Consider the following 23,525-nt stretch of genomic DNA (forward strand, 5'->3'; position numbering starts at 1 on the left):
ACGGTGCAACAAACGAGCTTCGCATGACCGATGACAAAGATGCGAAGCTGATCGAGGCCGGGCGAAAGCTGTTCGCGCGCGACTGGCAGTTCATCTGGGCCTCGCCCTCGATCCAGACGCTGCCGCCGATGGCGGGGCTGGAGGTCGCCTTTGCCGGACGCTCCAATGTCGGCAAGTCGAGCCTGATCAATGCGCTCACGGGCCGCAACAACCTCGCGCGGACCTCGCATACGCCGGGCCGCACCCAGGAGCTGATCTTCTTCGAGGTCCCCGGCAAGACCGACCTGCGCCTCGTCGACATGCCCGGCTACGGCTATGCCAAGGCACCGAAGAGTCAGGTCGCGTCCTGGACTGAGCTGATCCACAAATTCCTGCTGGGACGCGCCAGCCTCGCGCGCGTCTACGTGCTGATCGACGCGCGGCACGGCATCAAGGACGTCGACCTCGAGGTGCTCAAGACGCTCGACCGCTCCGCGGTCAGCTACCAAATCGTGCTGACCAAGACCGACCAGGTGAAGGCGTCCGAGTTGCAGGCGCGCATCGCCGAGACCGAGGCCGCGCTGGCCAAGCATCCCGCCGCGTTCCCGAACGTGCTCGCGACCTCGTCACGCAGCTCGACCGGCATGGAGAGCCTGCGCGCCGCGATGGCGAAGCTCCTGGAAGAGCGGAGCACATAGTGGTGGCCCACCGCCTCTTGATTGGGCTTGCCGGACTGATGGGCGCCGCCGGCGTCGCGCTGGCCGCGGCCTCAGCCCACGGCGCGGATGCGAGCCGGCTTGCCTCGGCGAGCGCCATGCTGCTGTTTCATGCAACTGCCATACTCGCCGTGATCGCCCTGCTCGCAGGCGGCCTTCTGCACGGCGGAATTGGCCTCGTCGCCGCACTCGGCTTCGTGGTTGGAGCCGCATTGTTCGCGGGCGATCTCACCTTGCGGCAATATGCCGGGCACGCCCTGTTTCCGATGGCGGCGCCGACCGGCGGGACTGTGATGATCGGGGGCTGGCTGGCGGGGACGCTCGCAGCGGTGGTGAAGCGGAAATGATGCTTTCTTCCTTCTCCCCTTGTGGGAGAAGGGAAGAACATCGCTTTGCGCCAAGCTCGCCAATCGGATAGAACGCGCACCGACCGACCCGCCAGCGAGACCGTGACATGACCGACATCTCTCCGCTCGACCAGGCCCGCATCCTGTCCGAGGCGCTGCCGCACATGCAGCAGTATGACGAGGAAACCATCGTCATCAAATATGGCGGCCATGCCATGGGCGACGAGGAGACCGCGAAGAACTTTGCCCGCGACATCGTGCTGCTGGAGCAGACGGCGATCAATCCCGTCGTGGTCCATGGCGGCGGACCGCAGATCGCGACCATGCTCAAGCGCCTCGGCATTCAATCGGAGTTCGCCGCTGGCCTGCGCATCACCGACGCCGCGACCATCGAGATCGTCGAGATGGTGCTGGCCGGCTCGGTCAACAAGCAGATCGTCGGCTATATCAACGAAGCCGGCGGCAAGGCCGTCGGGCTGTCCGGCAAGGACGGCAACATGGTGAAGGCGACCAAGACAACGCGCACCATCGTCGATCCGGGCTCCAACATCGAGAAGGCGATCGACCTCGGCTTCGTCGGCGACCCCGAAAAGGTCGACCTCACGCTGCTCAACCAACTGATCGGCTACGAGCTGATCCCGGTGCTGGCGCCGCTGGCGACCTCCAGGGAAGGCCAGACGCTCAACGTCAACGCCGACACCTTCGCCGGCGCCGTGGCGGGCGCGCTGAAGGCCAAACGCCTGCTGCTGCTCACCGACGTGCCGGGCGTGCTCGACAAGTCGAAGAAGCTGATCCCGCAGCTCTCGGTGAAGGACGCGCGAAAACTGATCGCCGACGGCACCATTTCCGGCGGCATGATCCCGAAGGTCGAGACCTGCATCTACGCGCTGGAACAGGGCGTCGAAGGTGTCGTCATCATCGACGGCAAGATGCAGCACGCGGTGCTGCTCGAGCTCTTCACCAACCAGGGCACGGGAACGCTGATCCACAAGTGACGAGCGAACGCGAGCAGCGGAAGAAGGTCGTCATGGCCGGGCTTACCCCGCCTGCGCGGCCGAAGCCGCTTCGGCGTGGCGAAGGCCCGGGCATCCACGCCTCTCCGTACACGCAGTCCTACGTGGATGGCCGGGTCAAGCCCGGCCATGACGGATTGGGGCAGCGTCGCCCCCGCCGCTCCCCCTTCCCCCGCTTCCTGATGACGCTGCCCGCCGCTGCCGTCTCGTTCGTCTTCTCCGCCGCGCCTGCGATCGCCGATCTCAAGATCTGCAACCGGATGTCCTATGTCGTTGAGGCCGCGATCGGCATCGACGACAAGGCGGCGACCGCGACGCGCGGCTGGTTCAGGATCGATCCTGCGACCTGCCGCGTGGTGGTGCAGGGCACGCTGACCGCCGACCGCATCCTGCTCAATGCCCGCGCGCTCGGCGTCTATGGCGCCTCCCCGATCCCGCAGAACGGCCGCGACATGCTGTGCGTGGCACAGGACAATTTCGTCATTGCGCCCGCACGCCAGTGCCGCACCGGCCAGACGCAGGTGCCGTTCACGCAAGTGACGCCGACGCAAGGTCCGGACGGCAACCTCACGGCCTATCTCGCCGAGGATTCCGAATATGACGACGAGCAGGCGCGCCTTGCCGGCATCCAGCGCCTGCTGGTGATCGCAGGCTACGACGCCGCGCCGATCGACGGCGTCGACGGGCCGAAGACGCAGAGCGCGCTCGCCGCCTTCCTGAAGAGCCGCGGATTGTCGTCGGACGTCGTCGGCTCGCAAAACTTCTTCAAGACCATGGTCGATGCGGTGCAGACGCCATCCGCGACCGGCCTCACTTGGTGCAACGACACGCCGCACAAGGTGATGGCAGCGATCGCGACGGACGACGGCAGGTCCGTGACCAGCCGCGGCTGGTATCGCATCGATCCCAAGTCCTGCCTGCATCCTGATGTGACCGGCCAGCCGAAGCAGATCTTCAGCTTCGCCGAAGCGGTCGACGCCGACAACCGCGTCGTCAAGCTGAAAGACCGGCCGCTGAACTGGGGCGGCGACAAGCAGCTCTGCACCCGCGAGACCAAGTTCGAAACCAATGAGCAGGCCGATTGCGGCGCGCGTGGATTTGCCGTCACGGGCTTTGGCGCGGTGGACATGTCGAGCGGCGGCAAGACGCTGCGGTTTGCCGTGCCATGATCGAGAGAGCCGTGATGAAATCCCTCCGCAGCTTCGCCCGGGTCGACACCTGGGTGTTCGACCTCGACAACACGCTCTATCCGCATCACGTCAATCTGTGGCAGCAGGTCGATGCTCGAATCGGGGAGTTCGTCTGCAACTGGCTGAACGTCGGTCCAGAGGAAGCGCGGGCGATCCAGAAGGACTATTACCGCCGCTTCGGCACCACCATGCGCGGCATGATGACCCTGCATGGCGTTTCCGCCGACGACTATCTCGCCTACGTCCACAAGATCGACCACTCGCCGCTGGAGCCGAACCCGGCGCTCGGCGAAGCCATTGCAAAATTGCCGGGGCGCAAGCTGATCCTGACCAACGGCTCGGTCGACCATGTCGATGCGGTGCTGGCGCGTCTCGGCCTCGGCTCGCATTTCGACGCCGTGTTCGACATCATCGCCGCCGAGTTCGAGCCAAAGCCGGCACCGCAGACCTATCGGAAATTCCTCGCCGACCATGCGGTCGATCCGACCCGGGCGGCGATGTTCGAGGACCTCGCCCGCAACCTCACCGTCCCGCACCAGCTCGGCATGACCACCGTGCTGGTGGTGCCGGATGGGACGAAGGAGGTGGTGCGGGAGGACTGGGAACTGGAGGGCCGGGACGCAGCCCATGTGGATCACGTCACGGACGATCTGACGGGGTTTTTGGCGGGATTGTCCCACCCCAAATAGCCCGTCATACCCCGCGAAGGCGGGGTATCCAGTAATTGCTGGCATCTCGATTCATCGCCACCGCCGCAGCGTACTGGATCACCCGCTTTCGCGGGTGATGACACCGAACCCAGCTTGACTCTCCCGGCCCGAATCCCGAAAAAGCGCTCCAATTCACGCGGAACCACGGCGTCCCAGAGGAAATCCCGATGTCCCTTGCAGCCCTCGAATCCACCATCAACAGCGCCTTCGATGCGCGTGACGGCATCTCCACCTCGACCAAGGGCGAGGTACGCGAGGCCGTGGACCAGGCGCTGGAGACCCTGGACAAGGGCGAGGCACGCGTTGCCGAGCGCGGCGCCGACGGCAAGTGGAAGGTCAATCAGTGGCTGAAGAAGGCGGTGCTGCTCTCGTTCCGCCTCAACGACATGGGCGTCATTCCCGGCGGTCCCGGCAAGGCGACCTGGTGGGACAAGGTGCCCTCGAAGTTCGAAGGCTGGGGCGAGAACCGTTTTCGCGATGCCGGATTTCGCGCGGTGCCGGGCGCCGTCGTGCGCCGCTCGGCCTTCATTGCCAAGAATGTCGTCTTGATGCCGTCCTTCGTCAATCTCGGCGCCTATGTCGATGAGAGCACCATGGTGGACACCTGGGCCACCGTCGGCTCCTGCGCGCAGATCGGCAAACGCGTGCACATCTCCGGCGGCGCCGGCATCGGCGGCGTGCTCGAGCCGCTGCAGGCCGAGCCTGTCATCATCGAGGACGACTGCTTCATCGGTGCGCGCTCGGAAGTCGCCGAAGGCGTGATCGTGCGCAAGGGCGCGGTGCTGGCGATGGGCGTGTTCCTGGGCGCCTCGACCAAGATCGTCGACCGCGAGACCGGCGAGGTCTTCATGGGCGAAGTGCCGGAATATTCGGTGGTGGTGCCAGGCGCCCTGCCCGGCAAGCCGATGAAGAACGGCCAGATCGGCCCCAGCACCGCCTGCGCGGTGATCGTCAAGCGCGTCGACGAGCGCACGCGCTCCAAGACCAGCATCAACGAGCTGCTGCGGGACTAAGACTCTCTCCTCTCCGTCTCCCCGCAAGCGGGGAGAGGTGACAAGCGGCGCCAGCTTACCTCGTCGAACCCACCGTCCCTCCATCGCGACCAATTTCCGGGCGGCCCCTCCCGCCCGGAGCCTTCGCCATGGATTGGACCTGGTACCTCTTCCGCTTCGACGGCCGCATCAACCGCGCCAAATATTGGCTGGCCGGGCTGATCATCGTCTGCTGGATGATCTTCCTGGCCGTCATCGTGGTGGCGTTCGGCCCTCGCTCGTTCGGCTTTTCGGTCAGCGACATCTTCAAGGTGGTCGACCCCGACACCTATCGCGCGCTGTCGCGCGCGGACCTCCCGCTGATCCTGGCCAAGCTGATCGGCACGCCGCTGTTTACCTGGGTGTTCGCGGCGACCTCCATCAAACGGCTCCACGACCGCGACAAGAGCGCCTGGTGGGTGCTGCCCTTCTTCGTCGTCCCCGGCCTGATCAACCAGTTCATCGACCGGATCGACAACGCTTCCATCGACGTCACGCTCGCCCTGATCTCGTTCATCCTCGCGACCTGGGGCGGGATCGAGCTGCTGTTCTTCCGCGGCTCCAAAAAGACCAACCGCTTCGGCGCCGATCCGCTCCACGTGTCGCCGGCAGGCAAGCCCGGTCGGGATCAGCAGCGTGAGCTCGAAATGCCCCCGCAGAAGGCTGGCCCACCGCCGCAATGGCGTGTTAAGCCGAAAGCATGACCGACGCTCTCTCCATTGCCCGCGATCTCATCCGCTGCCCCTCGGTAACCCCTGAAGATGCCGGTGCGCTCGGGGTGCTCGAAAAAGCCCTTGGCGCTGCGGGCTTCACCTGCCACCGCGTGACGTTCAGCGAAGAGGGCACTGCCGACGTCGACAATCTCTATGCGCGGATCGGCACCGAAGGCCCGCATATCACCTTTGCCGGCCACACCGACGTGGTGCCGCCCGGCGACGAGAGCGCATGGAGCATCGGCGCGTTCTCGGGCGAAGTGAAGGACGGTGTCCTGCACGGCCGCGGCGCGGTCGACATGAAGGGCGGTATCGCCTGCTCGGTCGCCGCGGTGCTGGAGCATCTCGCCGCCAATGGCGGCAAGCCGCGCGCAGATGGCAAGGGTTCGATCTCGTTCCTGATCACCGGTGACGAGGAAGACGTCTCCATCAACGGCACTATCAAGCTGCTCAAATGGGCCGCGGAGCGCGGCGAGAAATTCGATCATTGCGTGCTGGGCGAACCCTCCAATGTCGAGACGCTCGGCGACACCATCAAGATCGGCCGCCGTGGTTCGCAGTCCGGCACGCTCGTGGTCGACGGCGTGCAGGGCCACGTCGCCTATCCGCACCGCGCCTCCAATCCGGTACCGGATATTTCGCGGCTGATCGTGGCGATCTCCGACGAGCCGCTCGACCACGGCAGCGCGCAATTCCAGGCCTCCAATCTCGAATTCGTCTCGGTCGACGTCGGCAACAAGGCCTTCAACGTCATCCCCGGCGAAGCCCGCGCTAGGTTCAACATCCGCTACAACGACAACCACCCCCAGGCGAGCCTGCGCGAGCTGGTCGAGACGCGTCTCGCCAAGGCCTGCGGCAACCGCATCAAGGCCCGCATCGTCTGGGAGCCTTCGAACTCCAACGTGTTCGTGACCAAGCCCGGCCCGTTCACCGACCTCGCGGTGTCGGCGATCGAGGAGGTGACGGGGCGCAAGCCCGAGCTGTCGACGTCGGGCGGCACCTCGGATGCGCGGTTCATCTCGAGCTACTGCCCGGTGATCGAGTTCGGGCTGGTCGGCCAGACCATGCACCAGGTCGACGAGCGCGTGCCGGTGGCCGATCTGGAAAAGCTGACGAAGGTGTATCGCGGGATTTTGACGCGGTATTTCGGGTGAGGCGGGACTTCGGCCTCAATCTCCACTGTCATCGCCCGGCTTGACCGGGCGATCCAGTATTCCAGAGACGGCAATGATCGAGTAGAGAGGCCGCGGCGTACTGGATGGCCCGGTCAAGCCGGGGCATGACACTGACGGTTTGGCAAGAGCGTGCCCGCCCTCTGCGCCGCTCCCCTAATAATCCACCTTCATCAGATACAGCCCCTCCGGCGGCGCCACGATGCCGCAGGCGGCGCGGTTGCGGGCGGCGAGCGCTGCGGAGAGATCGTCCGCAGTCCAGCGGCCCTCGCCGACCCAGACCAGCGATCCCACCATCGAGCGCACCTGGCTGTGCAGGAACGAGCGGGCCGAGGTGACGATCGTGATCTCGCGGCCGTCGCGCAGCACGTCGAGCTGGTCGAGCGTCTTCTCCGGCGATTTGGCTTGGCACTCGGTGTCGCGGAAGGTGGTGAAATCGTGCTTGCCGAGCAGGCGCTTTGCTGCCGCGTCCATCGCATCGGTATCGAGCTTGCGCGGCACGCGCCAGGCGTGGCCGACATCGAGCGCGAGATTGGCACGGGTGTTGATGACGCGATAGCGGTAGTGGCGCTTCACGGCCGAGAAGCGCGCCTCGAAGCTGTCGGGTACGATCTCGGCTTCCAGCACCGCGATCGGATGCGGGCGTAGATGCGCATTGAGCCCGTCGCGGAACCGGCCCGGCGGAAACTGCTTGTCGACGTCGACATGCGCGACCTGGCCGCGCGCATGCACGCCGGCATCGGTGCGGCCGGCACCATGGACGCGCAGATCCGCTCCGGTCATCGCCTTCACGGCGGCCTCCAGCGCACCCTGCACCGAAGGCAGCGTGTCCTGCACCTGCCAGCCGAAGAACGGCGCGCCGTCATATTCGATGGTGAGCTTGTAGCGGGGCATCAAGCGAACCGCATCGGCGGCTTGACCGGCACGCCGCGCAGGAAGTCCGCGGCCTGCATGCGGGCCTTGCCTTCGCGCTGCAGCTCGATGATGCGGATGGGACCGTCGCCACAGGCGACGGTGAGGAGATCGTCGAGCACCTCGCCAGGGGCACCGGAGCCTTTTGCCAATTCGCAGCGCAGGATTTTTACGCGTGCGTCCTCGAGCTCGGCCCAGGCACCCGGGAACGGCGAGAGGCCGTGGATGTGACGCAGCACCGCGCGCGCCGGCCTAGTCCAGTCGATCCGCGCCTCGGCCTTGTCGATCTTGGCGGCATAGGTGACGCCGTCCTCGCTCTGCTTCCTGAGCTGGAGCCCGCCGCGATCGAGCGCCGCCATGGCACGCACCATCAGATCGGCCCCGAGGCGGGACAGGCGATCGTGCAGGTCGAGCGCGGTCATGCTGTCGGTGATGGCAAGGCGCTCGGCCATGGCGACGTCGCCGGTATCCAGGCCGACATCCATCTTCATGACCATCACGCCACTCTCGGCATCGCCTGCCATGATCGCGCGGTTGATCGGCGCGGCCCCGCGCCAGCGCGGCAATAGCGAAGCATGCAGATTGTAGCAGCCGAGCTTTGGCGCATCGAGGATCGCCTGCGGCAGGATCATGCCGTAGGCGACGACGACAGCGGCATCGGCCTCGAACGCGCTGAACTCGTCGAGCGCCTCCTGCGTCTTCAGCGTCTTCGGCGTCAGCACAGGCACGCCGAGCTTTCGCGCCGCTTCTTCGACCGGGGTCGGCTGCAATTGCAGGCCGCGCCGCCCGCCCGGCTTCGGCGCGCGGGTGTAGACGGCGACGATCTCGTGGCCATGCGAGACCAGCTCGAGCAGCGTCGGTACGGAGAAATCGGGCGTGCCCATGAAGATCAGGCGGAGGGGCATGTGGCTGCGTTCGGTGAGAGTTCTGGTTCTCCGTCATGCCCGGGCTTGTCCCGGCCATCCACGGTCTTTGCGACTAAGGAAGCAAGGCGTGGATGGCCGGGTCAAGCCCGGCCATGACGAGGAGAGAGAGAGAGCCGAGCCCTACTCGCCAGCGCGCTTGGCGGCCTTCTCGAACTTTTTCATGACGCGGTCGCGCTTGAGCTTCGACAGATAGTCGACGAACAAGACGCCGTTGAGATGGTCGATCTCGTGCTGGATGCAGGTGGCGTAGAGGCCTTCGGCGTCTTCCTCGTGCACCTTGCCATCGAGATCGGTGAAGCGCACGCGCACCTTCGCGGGCCGTTCGACCTCCTCGTAATATTCGGGGATCGAGAGGCAGCCTTCCTCGTAGACCGAAAGTTCTGCTGACGAGGCGATGATCTCGGGATTGATGAAGACGCGCGGCAGCGGCTTTGTCTCGCCGTTCTCGTCGCGCTTGGCGAGGTCCATGGTGATGAGTCGCAGCGGCTGCGCGACCTGGATCGCGGCGAGGCCAATGCCGGGCGCGTCGTACATGGTCTCGAACATGTCGTCGGCAAGCTTGCGGATCTCCGAAGTGACCTTCTCGATCGGCTTGGAGACGAGGCGCAACTGCTTGTCGGGCAGGATGATGATTTCTCTGAGGGCCATGGCCGCGATTTAAGCCCCAGGCCGGATGCGGTCAATGCGGCCGGGAACCCCGTTAACCCCTCGCTAACCATAAACCTTCGTCTTTCGTTAACCATAAAAATTGGGGGGTGATTAACCCCGATCGTTCCCTCTTCGTTCGCGAATCTCGGCGAATCGCGTTAGAAGGGCCCATGAACGAGATCATTTTCATGCTGAGCGACTGGCCGGTGCGCACGATCGATGCGCTGATCGGGTTCGGCGCCCTCGTCCTCCTCCTGCTGGTGGTCATTGCGGTGGTGATCGCGCGTTCCGGGCGGCGCGGCGCGGAACTGGCGATGGCCCATGCGATCCGGGCCGACGAGCTCGAGGAGCGCCTCGCCCAGGTGCTGCGCGCCCAGAGCGAGGCGTCCGGCCGGGTCGACGCCATGACCCAGACGCTCGCCGGCCGCCAGGCCGAGATGGCGCGGGCGGTCAACGAACGGCTGGACTCGGTGACCCATCGCGTCGGCCAGTCCATGGAACATTCGACCCGCAACACCATGGAGAGCCTGCGCGCGCTGCACGAGCGGCTCGGCATCATCGACAGCGCCCACAAGAACCTCACCGACCTCACCACCCAGGTGACCACCCTGCGCGACGTGCTCGCCAACAAGCAGTCGCGCGGCGCCTTCGGCCAGGCCCGGATGGAGGCGATCGTCCAGGACGGACTGCCGAAGGGGTCCTACGAGTTCCAGTTCACGCTCTCGACCGGCAAGCGGCCGGATTGCGTCGTGTTCCTGCCCGACCAGCGCCCACTCTGCATCGACGCAAAGTTTCCGCTGGAGGCGATGACGGCGCTGCACGACGCCCGTACCGACGAGGAGCGGCGCGTTGCCACCCAGCGGCTGCGCAGCGACGTGATGAAGCATGTCAGCGACATCGCTGAAAAATATCTCGTCACCGGCGAGACCCAGGAGATGGCGCTGATGTTCGTGCCGTCGGAATCGGTCTATGCCGAGATCCACGACGGCTTCGACGACGTGATCCAGAAGGCCTATCGCGCCCGCGTCGTGCTGGTGTCGCCCTCGCTCCTGATGCTCGCGATCCAGGTGATGCAGCAGATCATGAAGGACGCGCGCATGCGCGATGCCGCCGACCAGATCCAGACTGAAGTGATCAAGCTGGGCGACGATCTCGGCCGCCTGCGCGACCGCGTCCTCAAGCTGCAAAAGCATTTTGCCGACGCGAACGAGGACGTCCGCCAGATCCTGATCTCCGCCGACAAGATCGAAAAGCGCGCAGGGCGGATCGAGGAGCTGGATTTCAGCAAGTCCGACGCCGAGGGTCCGCGCCTGGTGGCGACGGGAGCGGGCGAGCTGTTTCCGCGGAAGCTCCAGGCGGGGGAGTGATTCTCGTCTGAGATCCGGTACGCTGCCAACCCAATTTCGCTGTCGTCGCCCGGTCAAGCCGGGCGACGACATCTCCCTTGTGGCAGGCACGACACCTTCCCCCAGAATCTGTTAACACCGCCCCATGACCGCACCCGATGCGACCTCCGCCGCCGCGACTTCCGCCCCTGCGACCTCCTGGCGCGACAGTCTTGCCGTTTACCTGCAGCCGCGGGTGCTGATCGTGTTGTTTCTGGGCTTCTCCTCCGGCCTGCCGCTGGCGCTGTCCGGCTCGACGCTGCTGGTGTGGATGCGCGAGGCCGGAGTCGATCTGAAGACCATCGGGCTGTTTGCACTGGTCGGCACGCCCTACACGCTGAAATTCCTGTGGGCACCGCTGGTCGATGCGCTACATGTGCCGCTGTTCACCCGCGCCTTCGGGCGGCGGCGGGGCTGGCTGGTGTTTTCGCAGCTGCTGCTGATCGTCGCGATCCTGCTGCTGGCGCTGACGGATCCGGCACGGTCGCCGTTCTACGTCGCGCTCGGCGCGCTGCTGGTGGCGACGACATCGTCGACGCAGGACATCGTGGTCGATGCCTTCCGCGTCGAAAGCCTGCCCGAGAGCGAGCAGGCCGCCGGCATGGCCGCTTACGTCGCCGCCTACCGCATCGGCATGCTGGTCTCGACGGCGGGCGCGCTGTTCATCGTCTCGGGCTTCGAAAGCACGGGCATCACCCGCACATCGGCCTGGATGTGGGGCTATATGGTGATGGCGGCGATGGTGCTGATCGGGACGGTCACCGCATTGGCCGCGACCGAGCCGGAGCAATCGGAGCGGGCCGATGCCGCAACGCAGGCCGACAGTGCGTTTGCGCGGGTGCTGCACGCGGCGATCGGCGCCTTCTCGGAGTTCTTGACGCGCAAGGATGCGCTCGTCGCACTCGCCTTCGTCGTGCTGTTCAAGTTCACCGACGCCTTCTCCGGCACGATGACCGCGCCGTTCGTGATCGACCTCGGCTTCACCCGCAACGACTATGCGGCGATCGTGAAGGGCGTCGGCCTCGCCGCGACGCTGATCGGCGGCTTTGCCGGCGGCTTCGTCGCACGGCGCTACTCGTTGGCGACATCGCTCTGGATCGGCGGCGTGGTGCAGGCGCTGGCCAATCTCTCCTTCTCCTGGCTCGCCATTGTCGGCACCAATCAATGGGCGCTGGCGTTCGCCATCTGCGCCGAGAATTTCACCAGCGCCATCGGCACCGTGATCTTCGTCGCCTACCTCTCGGCGCTGTGCCAGAACCCGCTGCACACGGCGACGCAATATGCGCTGCTCACCGCGCTCGCGGCGGTGGGGCGGACATATCTCTCGTCAGGCGCAGGCTTCGTCGCCGAGACGACCGGCTGGCCGCTGTTCTTCGTGATCTGCGTGCTGGTGGCGATCCCGAGCCTGATGCTGCTGGCCTACTTGCAGAAGCGCGGGCATTTTGAGGCGCTGGGGCCGGTGAGGGTTTAGCTGCGACTCGCTGTCATGCCTCGCGAAGGCGGGGCATCCAGTACTCCGAGACAGTCGTGATCTACCGAGAAGCTGCGGCGTACTGGATCGCCCGCCTTCGCGGGCGATGACACCGGAATCGGGGAGTGGGTCGCCCTACTGCTTCTTGATGATGCTCCATTTCGTGATCACGGCCTCGCTCATCTGACCGGCATCGCTGGCGCAGGCGATCTCGTCGACCTTGACGGAGATTTCCTTGCCGACGAAGGATTTCAGCTGCGTGGCCTGGGCGTCGCTGGAGGTGACGAGCTGGAAGGTCTCAGGACCAGTCTCGAGGTTGCACAGGCCATTCGGCGCCGGCAGGCGACGCGGCTCGGAGGGGATCTGGTAGGTCGCGACGCGCTTGCCGGCGTTCTTGACGTCGCGCACTTTCAGCGCGCTCAGCTCTCCCGAGAGTACATCGCCATTGTTGATCGGCTTGCCCGGCTTCGACGGCGGCGGAGCTTCGTCACCCTGCTGCGCGGCGATGGCCGGGCTCACCAGCATCGCCATCGTCGCGACCAAAGCCAATCGTGTGGCGAAAAGTTTCGTCATGTCGTCGTTCCGTGAGAGATCTTTGGATGGCTAGAACAGGGTGCGCTGCCGCATCGCAGCCGATAGCGTACCTTCGTCGAGATAATCAAGCTCGCCGCCGACAGGAACTCCATGGGCGAGCCGCGTCACCTTCACATTGGCGTCCTGAAGCAGGTCGGTGATGTAGTGCGCCGTGGTCTGACCGTCGACGGTGGCATTCAGCGCCAGGATGATTTCGTGCACCTGCGAATCATGGGCGCGCGCGACCAGCGCGTCGATGGTCAGATCCTGCGGGCCGACACCATCGAGCGGCGACAATGTCGCGCCTAGCACATGATAGCGCCCTTGGGTCGCATTGGCCCGCTCCAGCGCCCAGAGATCGGCGACGTCGGCGACGACGACGATGATGGCGCCATCGCGCTTCGGATCGGTGCAGACCGTGCAGGGGTTTTGCGTGTCGATGTTGCCGCAGGTCTTACAGACCTGGACCTTGTCGAGCGCGACCTGGAGCGCGGAGGCCAGCGGCATCATCAAGGCTTCGCGCTTCTTGATCAGGTGCAGCGCGGCGCGCCGCGCCGAGCGCGGACCGAGGCCCGGCAAACGCGCAAGCAGCTGAATCAGCCGCTCGATCTCGGGACCTGCAACCGCGCCCATATTACTGGCCGAACACCCCCGGCGGCAGGCCGAGCCCGCCGGTGAGGGCCTGCATCTTCTCCTGCATGGCCGTCTCCGCCTTGCGGCGCGCATCGCCGAGGGCGGTGACGAGCAGGTCTTCCAGCACCTCGCGCTCCTCCGCCTTCATCAGCGAGGGATCGATCTTGACGCCCTTGACGTCCATCTTCGCGGTCATGCGCACGGCGACGAGGCCGCCGCCCGAGATGCCCTCGACCTCGACATTGGCGAGCTCGTCCTGCATCGCCTGCATCTTGGATTGCAGCTGCGCCGCCTGCTTCATCATGCCGAGAAAATCAGCCATGGGTGCGTGTCCTTGGGAACAAAGAACTGGCTCTAGAGATCGTCGTCGCCGTCGGAACCGTCGGGCGGATCGTCACTGCCATAGTCGGTGTTTATATTGGATTCCGGCGTCTCCGGGGCAAGCCTGCGGACCTCGACGACCTTCGCCCCGGGAAAACGCGACAGCACTTCCTGCACGCGGGGATCGGCCTCCGCGGTACGCGCATGCTCCTGCTTGGCCGCCTGGTTCACCGAGCGCAGCGTCGGCTGGCCCTGCTCGTTGGAGACGATCACCGTCCAGCGCCGGCCGGTCCACATCTCGAATTTCTTCGCGAGCTCCGAGATCATGGTCTTGGAGGCGTTGGGCTCAAGCGCGACTTCCAGCCGGCCTTCCTCGAAACGGACGAGGCGCATGTCGCCTTCGAGCGCGCCCTTGGTCATGAGATCGCGCTTCTGCCCGGCCAGCGCAACGAGCTGGGTGAAGCTCGTGATGCGGAGCTGGGGGGCTGCACCTTGCGGATTGGGCGCGGGCGCCGCCATCTGCGGCCGGGCGCCACCGCCGCCGAACGACGGCGGCGAGGACGTCGGCATACGAGCAGGCATAGCGGACGCAACCGGCGCCGGCGCACTGCTGCGCGCAGCACCAGCACTGCCGCCGCTGCTCGCGACCGGTGAGCCGCCGCCGTTCTGCTCCAGCATCCTGAGCGCTTCGTCGGGCGTCGGAAGATCGGCGACATAGGCGATGCGCACCAGCACCATCTCCGCCGCTGCGGCGGGCCTCGTCGCTCCCTGCACCTCGGTGATGCCCTTGAGCAGCATCTGCCACATCCGCGACAGCACGCGCATCGAGATCTTCGAGGCGAACTCCTTGGCGCGCACGCGCTCGGTCTCGCCATAGGCAACGTTGTCGGCGGTGGCCGGCACGATCTTCACGCGGGTGACGAAATTGACGAATTCGGCGAGGTCCGAGAGCACGACGATGGGGTCGGCGCCGACATCGTACTGGTCGCGGAACTCCTTGAAGGCGGCCGCGATGTCGCCGCGCGCCAGCGACTCGAACAGGTCGATGACGCGGGGGCGGTCGGCAAGGCCCAGCATCTGCCTGACCGCATCGGCCTTCACCTGGCCGGCCGCATGCGCGATCGCCTGGTCCAGTAGCGACAGCGAATCGCGCACCGAGCCTTCGGCGGCGCGCGCGATGATGCCTAGCGCCTCCGGCTCGATCTCGACGCTTTCCTTCGCGGCAATGTTGGCGAGGTGCTTCATCAGCACGTCGGCCTCGACGCGGCGCAGGTCGAAGCGCTGGCAGCGCGACAGCACCGTGACCGGAACCTTGCGGATCTCGGTCGTCGCGAACACGAACTTGGCGTGCTCCGGCGGCTCCTCCAGCGTCTTCAGGAAGGCGTTGAACGCCGCCGTCGACAGCATGTGGACTTCGTCGATGATGTAAACCTTGTAGCGGGCGCTGGCCGGCGCATAGCGCACGCTGTCGTTGATCTGGCGGACGTCGTCGACGCCGGTATGCGAGGCGGCGTCCATCTCCAGCACGTCCATGTGCCGGCTTTCCATGATCGCCTGGCAATGCACGCCCAGGGTCGGCATGTGGATGGTCGGCCCCTTCACCGAACCATCAGGCATCTCGTAGTTGAGCGCACGGGCCAGAATGCGCGCGGTGGTGGTCTTGCCGACGCCGCGGACGCCGGTGAGAATCCAGGCCTGCGGAATGCGCCCGGTCTCGAACGCATTGGAGACGGTGCGGACCACGGCCTCCTGGCCGATCAGATCGTCGAACGAGGAGGGACGGTATTTGCGCGCCAGCACCCGGTAAGGCGCATTGCCGGCCGGGCCGGCGCTATCGGGGTTGGGAGGGGCGCCAGCGTCGGTCATCGGTCGATCCGCAATGAAATGTCTCTTGGCCGGCTTTTGCGGAAAGGAGCGCGCTGGCGACTGGTGCCGCCGGCGCTGGTTCGCTCGGAAAAACAGGTAGGAGACTGACGAGCGACCCGATCCGGACCTCGTTAGGGCTGCTTCCTTCCGGACCTGACCCGGTTGGCGAGTGGCTCCTCCACCGCCAATCTCCCGGTCCCTATTTGGGGCCAAAGGAAGCGGAAAGCAAGCGGGTATCGGCTCGAACGGCTCGGGTTTGCCCAGCATCCGGGCAATTCCCGGCCTGCCCAGCCGATAGGCTGTGCTTTCACCGCACGGACCACCTTGCTAAGAACGCCTGCCGGAACTCCATCCCAACCAGAAAAGCGATTGATCCCAATGGTTACACGTCGTGATGTTGCATCGATTGTCGGGCTCGGCGCCGTGACCGCGGCCGCGCTGGCCACCCCGGCCGTGGCCCAGACCGCCGATCCAAACGAATCGACCTTCGCCCGCATCCGCCGGACCAAGAAGATGCGGATCGGTGCCGTCGGCGGCGGCGCACCCTATTACATGAAGGATCTCGCCTCCGGCCAGTGGAAGGGTTTCTACATCGACATCGCCAAGGGCCTCGCCGACGACATGGAGGCCGAGCTCGAGATCACCGAGACCACCTGGGGCAATTCGGTGCTGGATCTCCAGGCCAACAAGATCGACATCTTCTTCGGCCTCAACCCGACCCCGAAGCGCGCGCTGGTGGTCGATTTCTCCGTGCCGGTCTTCAACAATGCCTTCGCCATCCTCTGCAAGAAGGATTTCAAGCCGAAGAGCTGGGCCGAGCTGAACTCGCCCGACATCAAGATCGCGGTCGACCAGGGCTCCTCGCATGACCAGGTCGTCAGCCGCCTGACGCCGAAGGCGCAGATCACGCGGCTGAAGACCGCGGACGATGCCACCGCCGCGCTGCAGACCGGCCGCGTCGACGCGCAGTGCCTGATCACCATGCTGTCGCTGACCGTGCTGAAGAAGAACCCGTCACTCGGCCAGCTGGTGCTGCCGACGCCGATCTTCGCCACCACCTCGAATGCCGGCTTCCGACGCGAAACCGACAAGACCTGGCGCGACTACGTCAACACCTGGATCGACTTCAACAAGGGTCTCGGCTTCATCCGCAACGCGATCATCACCAACATGGAGCTGGTGGGCGTGACGGAAGCGGACATTCCGCCGGGCGTGTCGCTGTAAGCTTCCACCGCCATTCCGGGCCTCGCGAAGCGAGAACCCGGAATCTCGCGCTACAATCTCCGGATTCCGGGTTCGCTCTCCGGGCGCCCCGGAATGACGTCACCCACGACGAGTTAACACACGCATGTATCAGTGGGACTTCGGCATCCTCTGGAGCTATCGCTGGCTCTTTCTCAACGGGCTTGGCGTCACCGTCGGTTTCACGATCGTCATCGTGGTGTGCGGACTGCTGTTCGGCCTGCTCGGGGCGTTCGGCAGCCTGTCGCGCTTCAAGGCGTTGCGCCTCGTCGCCCTCGCCTTCATCGAGGCGTTCCGCTGCACCCCGATCCTGGTGCAGCTGATCTGGTTCTATTACGCGCTGCCGATCCTCGCCGGCGTCGAGATGACGCCGATCACGGCCTCGGCGCTGGCGCTCTCGCTCTATGGCGGCTCGTTCTATTCGGAGATCATTCGCGGCGGCATCGTTTCGATCGACCGCGGCCAGTCCGAAGCCGGCGCCGCGCTCGGCATGACGCCTGTTCAGACCATGCGGCGCATCGTGCTGCCGCAGGCGATCAAGCGCATGATCCCGGCGCTGATGAACCAATCGATCATCCAGTTCAAGAACACGTCGCTGGTTTCGGTGCTGGCGGTGCCCGATCTCGTCTATCAGAGCCAGGTCGCCGCCCATGACAGCTACCGGCCACTGGAGACCTACACCGCGGTCGCGGTCGCCTATGCGGCAATCCTGATTCCGCTCACCATCATCGTCCGCCGCGGCGAGAAGCGACTGGCGGTGAGCGAATGAGCGAGCCATCCAAGAATACTTCGAAAATCGAGATCCGCGGGCTGCGTAAGAGCTTCGGCAGCAACGAGGTCCTCAAGAACATCAATCTCGACGTCGCCAAGGGCGGCGTGGTCGCGTTGATCGGCCCGTCGGGCTCCGGCAAGTCGACGCTGCTCCGCTGCATCAATCTCCTGGTCGTTCCCGACGGCGGCAGCGTCCGCGTCGGCGACACAAGCTTTGCATTCGGCGACGGCGCGAAACTCCCCGACGTAAAGACGCTGGCGAAATTCCGTGCCACCACCGGCATGGTGTTCCAGCACTTCAACCTGTTCCCGCACATGACGACGCTGCAGAACGTGATGGAAGGACCAGTCACGGTGCGGCGCATGGCCAGGGCGGACGCCGAGAAGCTTGCGCGTGCGCAGCTCGCCAAGGTGGGCCTTGCGGAGAAAGCTGACCAATATCCGGCGACGCTCTCAGGCGGCCAGAAGCAGCGCGTCGCGATCGCGCGTGCGCTCGCCATGGAGCCTGACGTCATGCTGTTCGACGAGGCGACCTCGGCGCTCGATCCTGAATTGGTCGGCGAGGTCCTGAACGTGATGCAGCGCCTCGCCTCGGAAGGCATGACCATGGTGATCGTGACCCACGAGATCGCGTTCGCCCGCGAGGTCGCCGACCGCCTCATCTTCATGCGCGACGGAATCGTCGTCGAGGAGGGCCCGGCGCGGCAGGTGATCGACAATCCGCAGGAAGCCGCGACGCGCGCCTTTCTTGGCCATTTCCACCGCACCGGCGCCTTGGCGCCGGCTACACCGGCATCGTGATGTCTGAAATCAATCGTGTCTATCTCGTCACCGGTGCCGCCAGTGGTATCGGACGCGCCACTGCAAAGCTGCTCGCGGCGTCCGGCATCGGGCTCGTGCTGCATACCCGATCCAATTCAGAAGGCCTCGAGGCGACCGTCGGGGCAGCCGCGGCGCAAGGCGCTGTCGTTGCAAAATGCCTCGGTGACCTCGCCGAGGAAACCGCGGCCGCCGACGCGATCGCTGCTGCGCAAACGGCCTTCGGCCGACTCGACGGATTGGTTCTGGTCGGCGGCCACGCCCGCCGCGGCAGCGCCATCGGCACGCCGCCGGATCAGTTCCGTCAGGCGATGGACGAATCGGCACTCGCCTTCACACGGATGGTCGACGCCGCACTTCCACTGCTGCGCGCTGGGCGCGATGCGCGCATCGTGGCGGTATCGTCCTTCGTGGCACACGCGATCCGGCCCGAATTCGCGCCGTTCGCCGCGACCGCCGCGAGCCGCTCCGCGCTGGAGGCGCTGGTGCGGCTGACCGCGATCGAGCTTGCGAGCGACGGCATCACCGTCAACGCAGTGTCGCCGGGCCTGATCGTCAAGGACAGACCGAGCGAGAGCCGGCTGTCGCCCGAGCAGATCGCCGCAACCGAAGCGCTGATCCCGATGCGCCGCCGCGGGCGGCCGGAGGAAGTCGCCGAAATCATCGCCTTCCTGGCATCACCGAAGGCGTCCTACGTCACCGGCCAGGTCTGGCACGTCAATGGAGGCCTGACATGAGCCAAGCAACCGTCGAGCGTCTCAGGCTCTTCCTGATCGAAAGTCCGATCAAGATGGCTCGCCTGCAGGGCGTCGGCAACGTCAAGGGCACGGTGAAGCGCGTGCTGATCGAGCTCACGTCCAGCGACGGGGTGATCGGCTGGGGCGAGGCGGCGCCGTGGGAGGTCTTTACGGGCACACCGGAAGCAGCCTTTTCGGCGCTCGACGTTTACTTAAGGCCGATCGTGCTCGGAAAGCCGGTGCGCCGCATCCGCGCGCTGATGGCCGAGCTCGACCGCGCGCTGGTCGGACACGCCGAGGCCAAGGTCGCCATCGAGATGGCGTTGCTCGACATCGTCGGCAAATCGTCGGGACTTTCGGCCGCCGACCTCCTCGGCGGCCGCGTGCGCGACACCATTCCCCTCTCCTTCTCGATCGCCGATCCGGACTTTGCTGCCGATCTCGAGCGCATGCGGAAAATGGTTCCCGACGGCAATATCATCTACAAGGTCAAGACCGGTGTGAAGCCGCATCGCGAGGACCTCGATCATCTCGCGGCGATCCGCAAGGAATTCGGCGACAAGGTCGACCTGCGCGTCGATTACAACCAGGCGCTCGCGCCGTTCGGCGCCATCAAGGTCCTGCGCGATGTCGAAGAATTCGCGCCGACCTTCATCGAGCAGCCAGTTCCGCGAAAATTTCTCGACGTCATGGCGCAGCTCACCGCCGCCCTGGAAACGCCGGTGCTGGCCGACGAAAGCTGCTTCGATCGCCGCGACATGATGGAGGTGGTGCGCCGCGAGGCCGCCGACGCGGTCTCGATCAAGCTGATGAAGGCCGGCGGCCTGTTCGAAGCGCAGGCGATCATGGCGATTGCCGATATTGCCGGCCTGCCCGGCTATGGCGGCACGCTGTGGGAGGGCGGCATCGGGCTTGCCGCCGGCACCCAGCTGATCGCAGCGACACCAGGCATCTCACTCGGCTGCGAATTCTACATGCCGCACCACGTGCTGACCGAGGATGTGCTGGAGGAGCGCATCGCCAACCGCGCCGGTCACGTTGTCGTGCCTGACGGCCCGGGCCTCGGCATCCGCGTCAGCGAAGCCTCGGTTCGCGCCAATGCAAGGGTGATCGCGGAGGCGTGAGACAGCCACCGCCATGACCGATAAAGTCGGTCGTCGTCCCGGGGCGCGCAAAGCGCGAGCCCGGGACCCATAACCACAGGATCGAGTTTGGCGAAGATTCCGAGTTACCAGCTCGCGCCATAACCACTCCCTATGGTTATGGATCCCAGATCGGCGCGCGCTTTGGGCGCGCTTGTCCGGGACGACGAGCGTGTATGCAGTTGCCAACCTTCCCCTCGCTAACGCCCTATCGTATGGTCGCTCCTAAACAAGCCCGAACCCATCGGGCCGTCCGGAAACGCATATGCCCGAACCCGCCTGGTCGCTGCACTCCCGCCTGAAAGAGGACACCATCGACATCGGCGATTTGCCGCTGTCGAAGGTGCTGGTCATCAAGGACGCGCATTATCCCTGGCTGCTGCTGGTGCCGCGACGCCTCGACGCGGTCGAGATCATCGATCTGGACGAGGTGCAGCAGGCGCAGCTGATGACCGAGATCTCCCGCGTCTCGCGTGCGCTGAAGGAGATCACCAAATGCGACAAGCTCAACGTCGCCGCGCTCGGCAACCTGGTGCCGCAGCTTCACGTCCACATCATCGCGCGGCGCACCAGTGACGCCGCCTGGCCGCGGCCGGTCTGGGGCGTGATGCCGCCATTGGCGCATGACGCCGCAGAGGTTCAGAATTTCATCAGCGCGCTTCGCCGCAAGATCTGGTTGGGTTGAAAGAACAATAATGTCAGCATTCGATGCATTTCCGCTGGGACAGCCCGCCTTCGTCACCAACGTCCTCGACCGTGCCGCGCATCTGCGCCGCGACGACGAGAAGCTGTTCGCGATGGAGCAGAAGTCCACCTCGCGCGCCTATGTCGTTTACCGCGACTCGCTCCTGGTCAGGCGCGAGGGCGACAAGACGCGTGCGCTGCTCTCGATCGACGAGGCGCTGAAGTGCGGCGCCAATCCCGGCACCATCTTCCTCGGCCTGCGTGACGGCGCCGCGGTGTTCGGCATGGGCCTGTCGCAGGCCGCCGCCGAGAAGCTGGTCGGACGCGAGGACTACACCGTGACCGAGCTGCGCGGCATGGCGATGCAGGGCGCGATCCCTCCCGAGGAGCTCTCGGCCGTGGCGATGGCGAAGTCGATGGTGAGCTGGCACCAGCGCCACGGCTATTGCGCCAATTGCGGCACGCGTAGCGCGATGAAGGAAGGCGGCTGGAAGCGCGACTGTCCGGCTTGCAAGGCCGAGCACTTTCCGCGCACCGATCCGGTCGTGATCATGCTGGTCGCCTCCGGCGACAAGTGCCTGCTCGGCCGCCAGAAGCAGTTTCCGCCGGGTATGTATTCGTGCCTCGCCGGCTTCGTCGAGGCCGCCGAAACCATCGAGGACGCGGTGCGCCGCGAGATCCTGGAAGAGTCGGGCATTCACTGCACCGACGTGCAGTATTACATGACCCAGCCCTGGCCCTATCCGTCGTCGCTGATGATCGGCTGCAGCGCCCGGGCCGTGAGCGAGGACATCGTCGTCGATCGCATGGAGCTGGAAGACGCGCGCTGGTTCACGCGCGAGGAGGCAGCCCTGATGCTGACACGGACGCATCCGGACGGGCTCGCCGGCCCGCATCCCTTCGCCATCGCCCATCACCTGCTCGGCCGCTGGGTCCACGACAAGAGCGGCGCATAAGCGATCATCGATGGTGCTATCTGGGACTGCCCCGCGCATCCTCTGCATCGGCATTCCCGTGCGCGACCTCACGTTCCGGGTCGAGGCCATCCCCGCGCGCGGCAGCAAGGCCAACGCCACGCATCTTGCCGAGATCTGTGGCGGCAACGCGCTCAATGCCGCAATCGCCATTGCGCGTCTCGGCGGCCGCGTCGCGTTCGCAGGCCCCATGGGCGATGCGCGGGAGATGTCGAGCGGCTTCATTCTCCAGCAGATGGCGGAGGAGGGGATAGACACCGCTCACATCGTGCGCATGCCTGATGTGACCACGCCGGTCTCCGCGATCATGATCGAGCCCTCCGGCGAACGGACGCTCACGATCTATCGCGATCCCGGCCTGTGGAGCGTGAAGCTGCCCGACGCCGACGCATTGCTCGCCGATTGCCGCGCGCTGCTCGTCGAAAGCCGCTGTACAGCGTTCGCAACCTCCCTCAGCGCCGAGGCGCGGCGGCGCGGGATTCCGGTCATCGTCGGCATCGACCGTGCAATGTCATTGCACGACAGCCTGCTCACACTCGCCACGCACCTGCTGTTCGCCAGCGAGCAGGTGCAGGAGATGGCCGGCGTCACCGAGGACGGCGAGGCCCTGAGGCGCCTGGCCAGGCTGACACCCGCCTTCCTCGCCGCCACCCGCGGCTCGAACGGCACGATCTGGTTGAACGAGACCGGCGAATTGGAGGAGACCGCGGCCTTTCCGGTCCAGGCGGTCGATACGCTCGGCGCCGGAGATGTCTTCCATGGCGCCTTCACGCTTCGTCTGGCCGAGGGTGAGGGGGTGCGGGAGGCGCTGCGATTCGCCGCGGCTGCCGCGGCGCTGAAATGCACCCGTCATGGCGGCGGCCAAGCCGCCCCACAACGCCTTGAAGTTGAAGAGCTTTTACGCACCGGGCGGGTGCCTGAGGCCAGCGGACCGCCGCGATAATGGACTTGCTATAGAAATATTTTCTCTATATCAGGAAAATAGACCCCTGAAATGGAACAAAGTTCTTCAAATGACCGACCTCGCTGTCCAACCTCCTGAGACCAGCCGCCGCCTCGATGCCATCGACCGCAAGATCCTGATGGTGCTCCAGGAGGATGCCTCGCTGTCCGTCGCCGAGATCGGCGACCGCGTCGGCCTGTCCTCGACCCCGTGCTGGAAGCGGATCCAGCGGCTGGAGGCCGACGGCGTGATCATCAAGCGAGTCGCTCTGGTCGATCAGAATAAGATCGGGCTCGGCATCTCCGTGTTCGTGTCGGTCGAGAGCGCCGACCATTCCGACGCCTGGCTGAAGAAGTTCGCCGAGGCCGTCAGCGCCATGCCCGAGGTGATGGAGTTCTACCGCATGGCAGGCGACGTCGATTACATGCTGCGCGTCGTGGTCGCGGACATGCAGGCCTATGACGTATTTTACAAGAAGCTGATCAGCGCCGTGCCGCTGAAGAACGTCACCTCGCGCTTCGCGATGGAGAAGATCAAGTCGGTCACCGCGCTGCCGATCCCGGCGGTGGTGGCGGCTTAGGCGCACCACGCGGAAAGTGTCATCGCC

At 65.5% G+C, this 23,525-nt stretch carries 26 protein-coding genes and 1 other RNA gene; 19 read left to right on the forward strand and 8 right to left on the reverse strand.

Translation table 11 applies throughout. The features are described 5' to 3' along the window. Nucleotides 1-23: 23 nt before the first annotated feature. From yihA to dapE, 8 genes are all read left to right on the forward strand, one after another. Nucleotides 24-677, forward strand: a complete 654-nt coding sequence (gene yihA, locus X268_RS30010) for a ribosome biogenesis GTP-binding protein YihA/YsxC (protein WP_128928286.1) — start codon at nucleotides 24-26, stop codon at nucleotides 675-677. Beyond that, nucleotides 677-1,042, forward strand: coding sequence for a DUF423 domain-containing protein (locus X268_RS30015; protein WP_245477710.1), 366 nt, complete (start codon nucleotides 677-679; stop codon nucleotides 1,040-1,042). The genes yihA and X268_RS30015 overlap by 1 nt, the downstream gene beginning before the upstream one ends. Before the next feature lie 107 nt (nucleotides 1,043-1,149). Beyond that, nucleotides 1,150-2,037: an acetylglutamate kinase gene (argB, locus tag X268_RS30020; protein ID WP_128928288.1), complete on the forward strand. Its 888-nt coding sequence runs from the start codon at nucleotides 1,150-1,152 to the stop codon at nucleotides 2,035-2,037. A 200-nt stretch (nucleotides 2,038-2,237) separates the two neighbouring features. After that, nucleotides 2,238-3,224, forward strand: coding sequence for a DUF1036 domain-containing protein (locus tag X268_RS30025; RefSeq protein ID WP_128929433.1), 987 nt, complete (start codon nucleotides 2,238-2,240; stop codon nucleotides 3,222-3,224). Nucleotides 3,225-3,238: 14 nt separating this feature from the next. Beyond that, nucleotides 3,239-3,934 (forward strand): pyrimidine 5'-nucleotidase, encoded by a 696-nt coding sequence (locus X268_RS30030; RefSeq protein WP_128928289.1) that lies wholly within the window; start codon nucleotides 3,239-3,241, stop codon nucleotides 3,932-3,934. A gap of 188 nt (nucleotides 3,935-4,122) precedes the next feature. Continuing rightward, entirely contained in the window at nucleotides 4,123-4,968 is an 846-nt protein-coding gene (gene dapD, locus X268_RS30035; protein WP_128928290.1) for a 2,3,4,5-tetrahydropyridine-2,6-dicarboxylate N-succinyltransferase, read from the forward strand. Between the two features lie 128 nt (nucleotides 4,969-5,096). Continuing rightward, nucleotides 5,097-5,690 (forward strand): DUF805 domain-containing protein, encoded by a 594-nt coding sequence (locus X268_RS30040; protein ID WP_128928291.1) that lies wholly within the window; start codon nucleotides 5,097-5,099, stop codon nucleotides 5,688-5,690. Beyond that, the gene (dapE, locus tag X268_RS30045) at nucleotides 5,687-6,853 is read left to right on the forward strand and encodes a succinyl-diaminopimelate desuccinylase (RefSeq protein WP_128928292.1); all 1,167 of its coding nucleotides are present in this window, start codon (nucleotides 5,687-5,689) and stop codon (nucleotides 6,851-6,853) included. The genes X268_RS30040 and dapE overlap by 4 nt, the downstream gene beginning before the upstream one ends. 174 nt (nucleotides 6,854-7,027) lie before the next feature. Here dapE and truA read toward each other — a convergent pair whose 3' ends face one another. From truA to def, 3 genes are all read right to left on the reverse strand, one after another. Continuing rightward, the gene (gene truA / locus X268_RS30055) at nucleotides 7,028-7,765 is read right to left on the reverse strand and encodes a tRNA pseudouridine(38-40) synthase TruA (protein ID WP_128928293.1); all 738 of its coding nucleotides are present in this window, start codon (nucleotides 7,763-7,765) and stop codon (nucleotides 7,028-7,030) included. After that, nucleotides 7,765-8,688 (reverse strand): methionyl-tRNA formyltransferase, encoded by a 924-nt coding sequence (gene fmt, locus X268_RS30060; protein WP_128928294.1) that lies wholly within the window; start codon nucleotides 8,686-8,688, stop codon nucleotides 7,765-7,767. Before fmt ends, truA begins: the two co-directional genes overlap by 1 nt. Nucleotides 8,689-8,829: 141 nt before the next feature. Continuing rightward, nucleotides 8,830-9,357 (reverse strand): peptide deformylase, encoded by a 528-nt coding sequence (def, locus tag X268_RS30065; protein ID WP_128928295.1) that lies wholly within the window; start codon nucleotides 9,355-9,357, stop codon nucleotides 8,830-8,832. Between the two features lie 170 nt (nucleotides 9,358-9,527). Between def and X268_RS30070 the strand changes: the two genes are divergently transcribed. Continuing rightward, nucleotides 9,528-10,724, forward strand: a complete 1,197-nt coding sequence (locus X268_RS30070) for a DNA recombination protein RmuC (RefSeq protein WP_128928296.1) — start codon at nucleotides 9,528-9,530, stop codon at nucleotides 10,722-10,724. A gap of 124 nt (nucleotides 10,725-10,848) precedes the next feature. Then, a complete protein-coding gene (locus tag X268_RS30075) occupies nucleotides 10,849-12,213 on the forward strand; it encodes an AmpG family muropeptide MFS transporter (protein WP_128928297.1) in 1,365 nt (454 codons plus the stop codon). A gap of 135 nt (nucleotides 12,214-12,348) precedes the next feature. On the opposite strand, the gene X268_RS30080 is transcribed toward X268_RS30075, so the two are convergent. The 5 genes from X268_RS30080 to ffs all read right to left on the reverse strand — a co-directional run bounded on the left by X268_RS30080 (nucleotide 12,349) and on the right by ffs (nucleotide 15,799). Further along, on the reverse strand, nucleotides 12,349-12,786 hold the full coding sequence (locus X268_RS30080; RefSeq protein ID WP_128928298.1) for a hypothetical protein: 438 nt from the start codon (nucleotides 12,784-12,786) through the stop codon (nucleotides 12,349-12,351). A 30-nt stretch (nucleotides 12,787-12,816) separates the two neighbouring features. Next, nucleotides 12,817-13,419 carry a recombination mediator RecR gene (recR, locus tag X268_RS30085; protein WP_128928299.1) on the reverse strand — a complete coding sequence of 201 codons (603 nt, stop codon included), beginning with the start codon at nucleotides 13,417-13,419 and terminating at the stop codon, nucleotides 12,817-12,819. Between the two features lies 1 nt (nucleotide 13,420). After that, a complete protein-coding gene (locus X268_RS30090; protein ID WP_128928300.1) occupies nucleotides 13,421-13,741 on the reverse strand; it encodes a YbaB/EbfC family nucleoid-associated protein in 321 nt (106 codons plus the stop codon). Nucleotides 13,742-13,773: 32 nt separating this feature from the next. Continuing rightward, nucleotides 13,774-15,606 (reverse strand): DNA polymerase III subunit gamma/tau, encoded by a 1,833-nt coding sequence (locus tag X268_RS30095; protein ID WP_128928301.1) that lies wholly within the window; start codon nucleotides 15,604-15,606, stop codon nucleotides 13,774-13,776. Nucleotides 15,607-15,702: 96 nt separating this feature from the next. Beyond that, nucleotides 15,703-15,799, reverse strand: an RNA gene (ffs, locus tag X268_RS30100) — signal recognition particle sRNA small type. A 185-nt stretch (nucleotides 15,800-15,984) separates the two neighbouring features. Here ffs and X268_RS30105 point away from each other — a divergent pair. From X268_RS30105 to X268_RS30145, 9 genes are all read left to right on the forward strand, one after another. After that, nucleotides 15,985-16,830, forward strand: a complete 846-nt coding sequence (locus X268_RS30105) for a transporter substrate-binding domain-containing protein (protein ID WP_128928302.1) — start codon at nucleotides 15,985-15,987, stop codon at nucleotides 16,828-16,830. Nucleotides 16,831-16,954: 124 nt separating this feature from the next. After that, the gene (locus tag X268_RS30110) at nucleotides 16,955-17,617 is read left to right on the forward strand and encodes an amino acid ABC transporter permease (protein ID WP_128928303.1); all 663 of its coding nucleotides are present in this window, start codon (nucleotides 16,955-16,957) and stop codon (nucleotides 17,615-17,617) included. Continuing rightward, nucleotides 17,614-18,420, forward strand: a complete 807-nt coding sequence (locus X268_RS30115; protein WP_128928304.1) for an amino acid ABC transporter ATP-binding protein — start codon at nucleotides 17,614-17,616, stop codon at nucleotides 18,418-18,420. The genes X268_RS30110 and X268_RS30115 overlap by 4 nt, the downstream gene beginning before the upstream one ends. Then, nucleotides 18,420-19,175 (forward strand): SDR family NAD(P)-dependent oxidoreductase, encoded by a 756-nt coding sequence (locus X268_RS30120; protein WP_128928305.1) that lies wholly within the window; start codon nucleotides 18,420-18,422, stop codon nucleotides 19,173-19,175. The genes X268_RS30115 and X268_RS30120 overlap by 1 nt, the downstream gene beginning before the upstream one ends. Next, nucleotides 19,172-20,299 (forward strand): muconate cycloisomerase family protein, encoded by a 1,128-nt coding sequence (locus X268_RS30125; protein WP_128928306.1) that lies wholly within the window; start codon nucleotides 19,172-19,174, stop codon nucleotides 20,297-20,299. The genes X268_RS30120 and X268_RS30125 overlap by 4 nt, the downstream gene beginning before the upstream one ends. 283 nt (nucleotides 20,300-20,582) lie before the next feature. Continuing rightward, entirely contained in the window at nucleotides 20,583-21,002 is a 420-nt protein-coding gene (locus X268_RS30130) for an HIT domain-containing protein (protein WP_128928307.1), read from the forward strand. Between the two features lie 10 nt (nucleotides 21,003-21,012). Next, nucleotides 21,013-21,957 (forward strand): NAD(+) diphosphatase, encoded by a 945-nt coding sequence (gene nudC, locus X268_RS30135; protein WP_128928308.1) that lies wholly within the window; start codon nucleotides 21,013-21,015, stop codon nucleotides 21,955-21,957. A 10-nt stretch (nucleotides 21,958-21,967) separates the two neighbouring features. Then, nucleotides 21,968-22,918: a sugar kinase gene (locus X268_RS30140; protein WP_164937997.1), complete on the forward strand. Its 951-nt coding sequence runs from the start codon at nucleotides 21,968-21,970 to the stop codon at nucleotides 22,916-22,918. 70 nt (nucleotides 22,919-22,988) lie between these two features. After that, nucleotides 22,989-23,498, forward strand: coding sequence for an Lrp/AsnC family transcriptional regulator (locus tag X268_RS30145; protein ID WP_128928309.1), 510 nt, complete (start codon nucleotides 22,989-22,991; stop codon nucleotides 23,496-23,498). Nucleotides 23,499-23,525 lie beyond the last annotated feature (27 nt).

It is taken from the genome of Bradyrhizobium guangxiense (genome assembly GCF_004114915.1).
Classification (GTDB): domain Bacteria; phylum Pseudomonadota; class Alphaproteobacteria; order Rhizobiales; family Xanthobacteraceae; genus Bradyrhizobium; species Bradyrhizobium guangxiense.

Excerpts from the sequence above, each read along its gene's own strand:
- X268_RS30025 (WP_128929433.1), top strand. The coding sequence starts at position 2,238 with ATGACGCTGCCCGCCGCTGCCGTCTCGTTCGTCTTCTCCGCCGCGCCT.
- truA (WP_128928293.1), bottom strand. The coding sequence starts at position 7,765 with ATGCCCCGCTACAAGCTCACCATCGAATATGACGGCGCGCCGTTCTTC.
- X268_RS30070 (WP_128928296.1), top strand. The coding sequence starts at position 9,528 with ATGAACGAGATCATTTTCATGCTGAGCGACTGGCCGGTGCGCACGATC.
- dapE (WP_128928292.1), top strand. The coding sequence starts at position 5,687 with ATGACCGACGCTCTCTCCATTGCCCGCGATCTCATCCGCTGCCCCTCG.
- X268_RS30095 (WP_128928301.1), bottom strand. The coding sequence starts at position 15,606 with ATGACCGACGCTGGCGCCCCTCCCAACCCCGATAGCGCCGGCCCGGCC.
- X268_RS30115 (WP_128928304.1), top strand. The coding sequence starts at position 17,614 with ATGAGCGAGCCATCCAAGAATACTTCGAAAATCGAGATCCGCGGGCTG.
- yihA (WP_128928286.1), top strand. The coding sequence starts at position 24 with ATGACCGATGACAAAGATGCGAAGCTGATCGAGGCCGGGCGAAAGCTG.
- fmt (WP_128928294.1), bottom strand. The coding sequence starts at position 8,688 with ATGCCCCTCCGCCTGATCTTCATGGGCACGCCCGATTTCTCCGTACCG.
- X268_RS30120 (WP_128928305.1), top strand. The coding sequence starts at position 18,420 with ATGTCTGAAATCAATCGTGTCTATCTCGTCACCGGTGCCGCCAGTGGT.
- argB (WP_128928288.1), top strand. The coding sequence starts at position 1,150 with ATGACCGACATCTCTCCGCTCGACCAGGCCCGCATCCTGTCCGAGGCG.
- dapD (WP_128928290.1), top strand. The coding sequence starts at position 4,123 with ATGTCCCTTGCAGCCCTCGAATCCACCATCAACAGCGCCTTCGATGCG.
- X268_RS30140 (WP_164937997.1), top strand. The coding sequence starts at position 21,968 with ATGGTGCTATCTGGGACTGCCCCGCGCATCCTCTGCATCGGCATTCCC.
- X268_RS30105 (WP_128928302.1), top strand. The coding sequence starts at position 15,985 with ATGGTTACACGTCGTGATGTTGCATCGATTGTCGGGCTCGGCGCCGTG.
- X268_RS30145 (WP_128928309.1), top strand. The coding sequence starts at position 22,989 with ATGACCGACCTCGCTGTCCAACCTCCTGAGACCAGCCGCCGCCTCGAT.
- X268_RS30110 (WP_128928303.1), top strand. The coding sequence starts at position 16,955 with ATGTATCAGTGGGACTTCGGCATCCTCTGGAGCTATCGCTGGCTCTTT.
- X268_RS30125 (WP_128928306.1), top strand. The coding sequence starts at position 19,172 with ATGAGCCAAGCAACCGTCGAGCGTCTCAGGCTCTTCCTGATCGAAAGT.
- X268_RS30075 (WP_128928297.1), top strand. The coding sequence starts at position 10,849 with ATGACCGCACCCGATGCGACCTCCGCCGCCGCGACTTCCGCCCCTGCG.
- X268_RS30040 (WP_128928291.1), top strand. The coding sequence starts at position 5,097 with ATGGATTGGACCTGGTACCTCTTCCGCTTCGACGGCCGCATCAACCGC.
- X268_RS30030 (WP_128928289.1), top strand. The coding sequence starts at position 3,239 with ATGAAATCCCTCCGCAGCTTCGCCCGGGTCGACACCTGGGTGTTCGAC.
- X268_RS30080 (WP_128928298.1), bottom strand. The coding sequence starts at position 12,786 with ATGACGAAACTTTTCGCCACACGATTGGCTTTGGTCGCGACGATGGCG.
- nudC (WP_128928308.1), top strand. The coding sequence starts at position 21,013 with ATGTCAGCATTCGATGCATTTCCGCTGGGACAGCCCGCCTTCGTCACC.
- def (WP_128928295.1), bottom strand. The coding sequence starts at position 9,357 with ATGGCCCTCAGAGAAATCATCATCCTGCCCGACAAGCAGTTGCGCCTC.
- X268_RS30130 (WP_128928307.1), top strand. The coding sequence starts at position 20,583 with ATGCCCGAACCCGCCTGGTCGCTGCACTCCCGCCTGAAAGAGGACACC.
- recR (WP_128928299.1), bottom strand. The coding sequence starts at position 13,419 with ATGGGCGCGGTTGCAGGTCCCGAGATCGAGCGGCTGATTCAGCTGCTT.
- X268_RS30090 (WP_128928300.1), bottom strand. The coding sequence starts at position 13,741 with ATGGCTGATTTTCTCGGCATGATGAAGCAGGCGGCGCAGCTGCAATCC.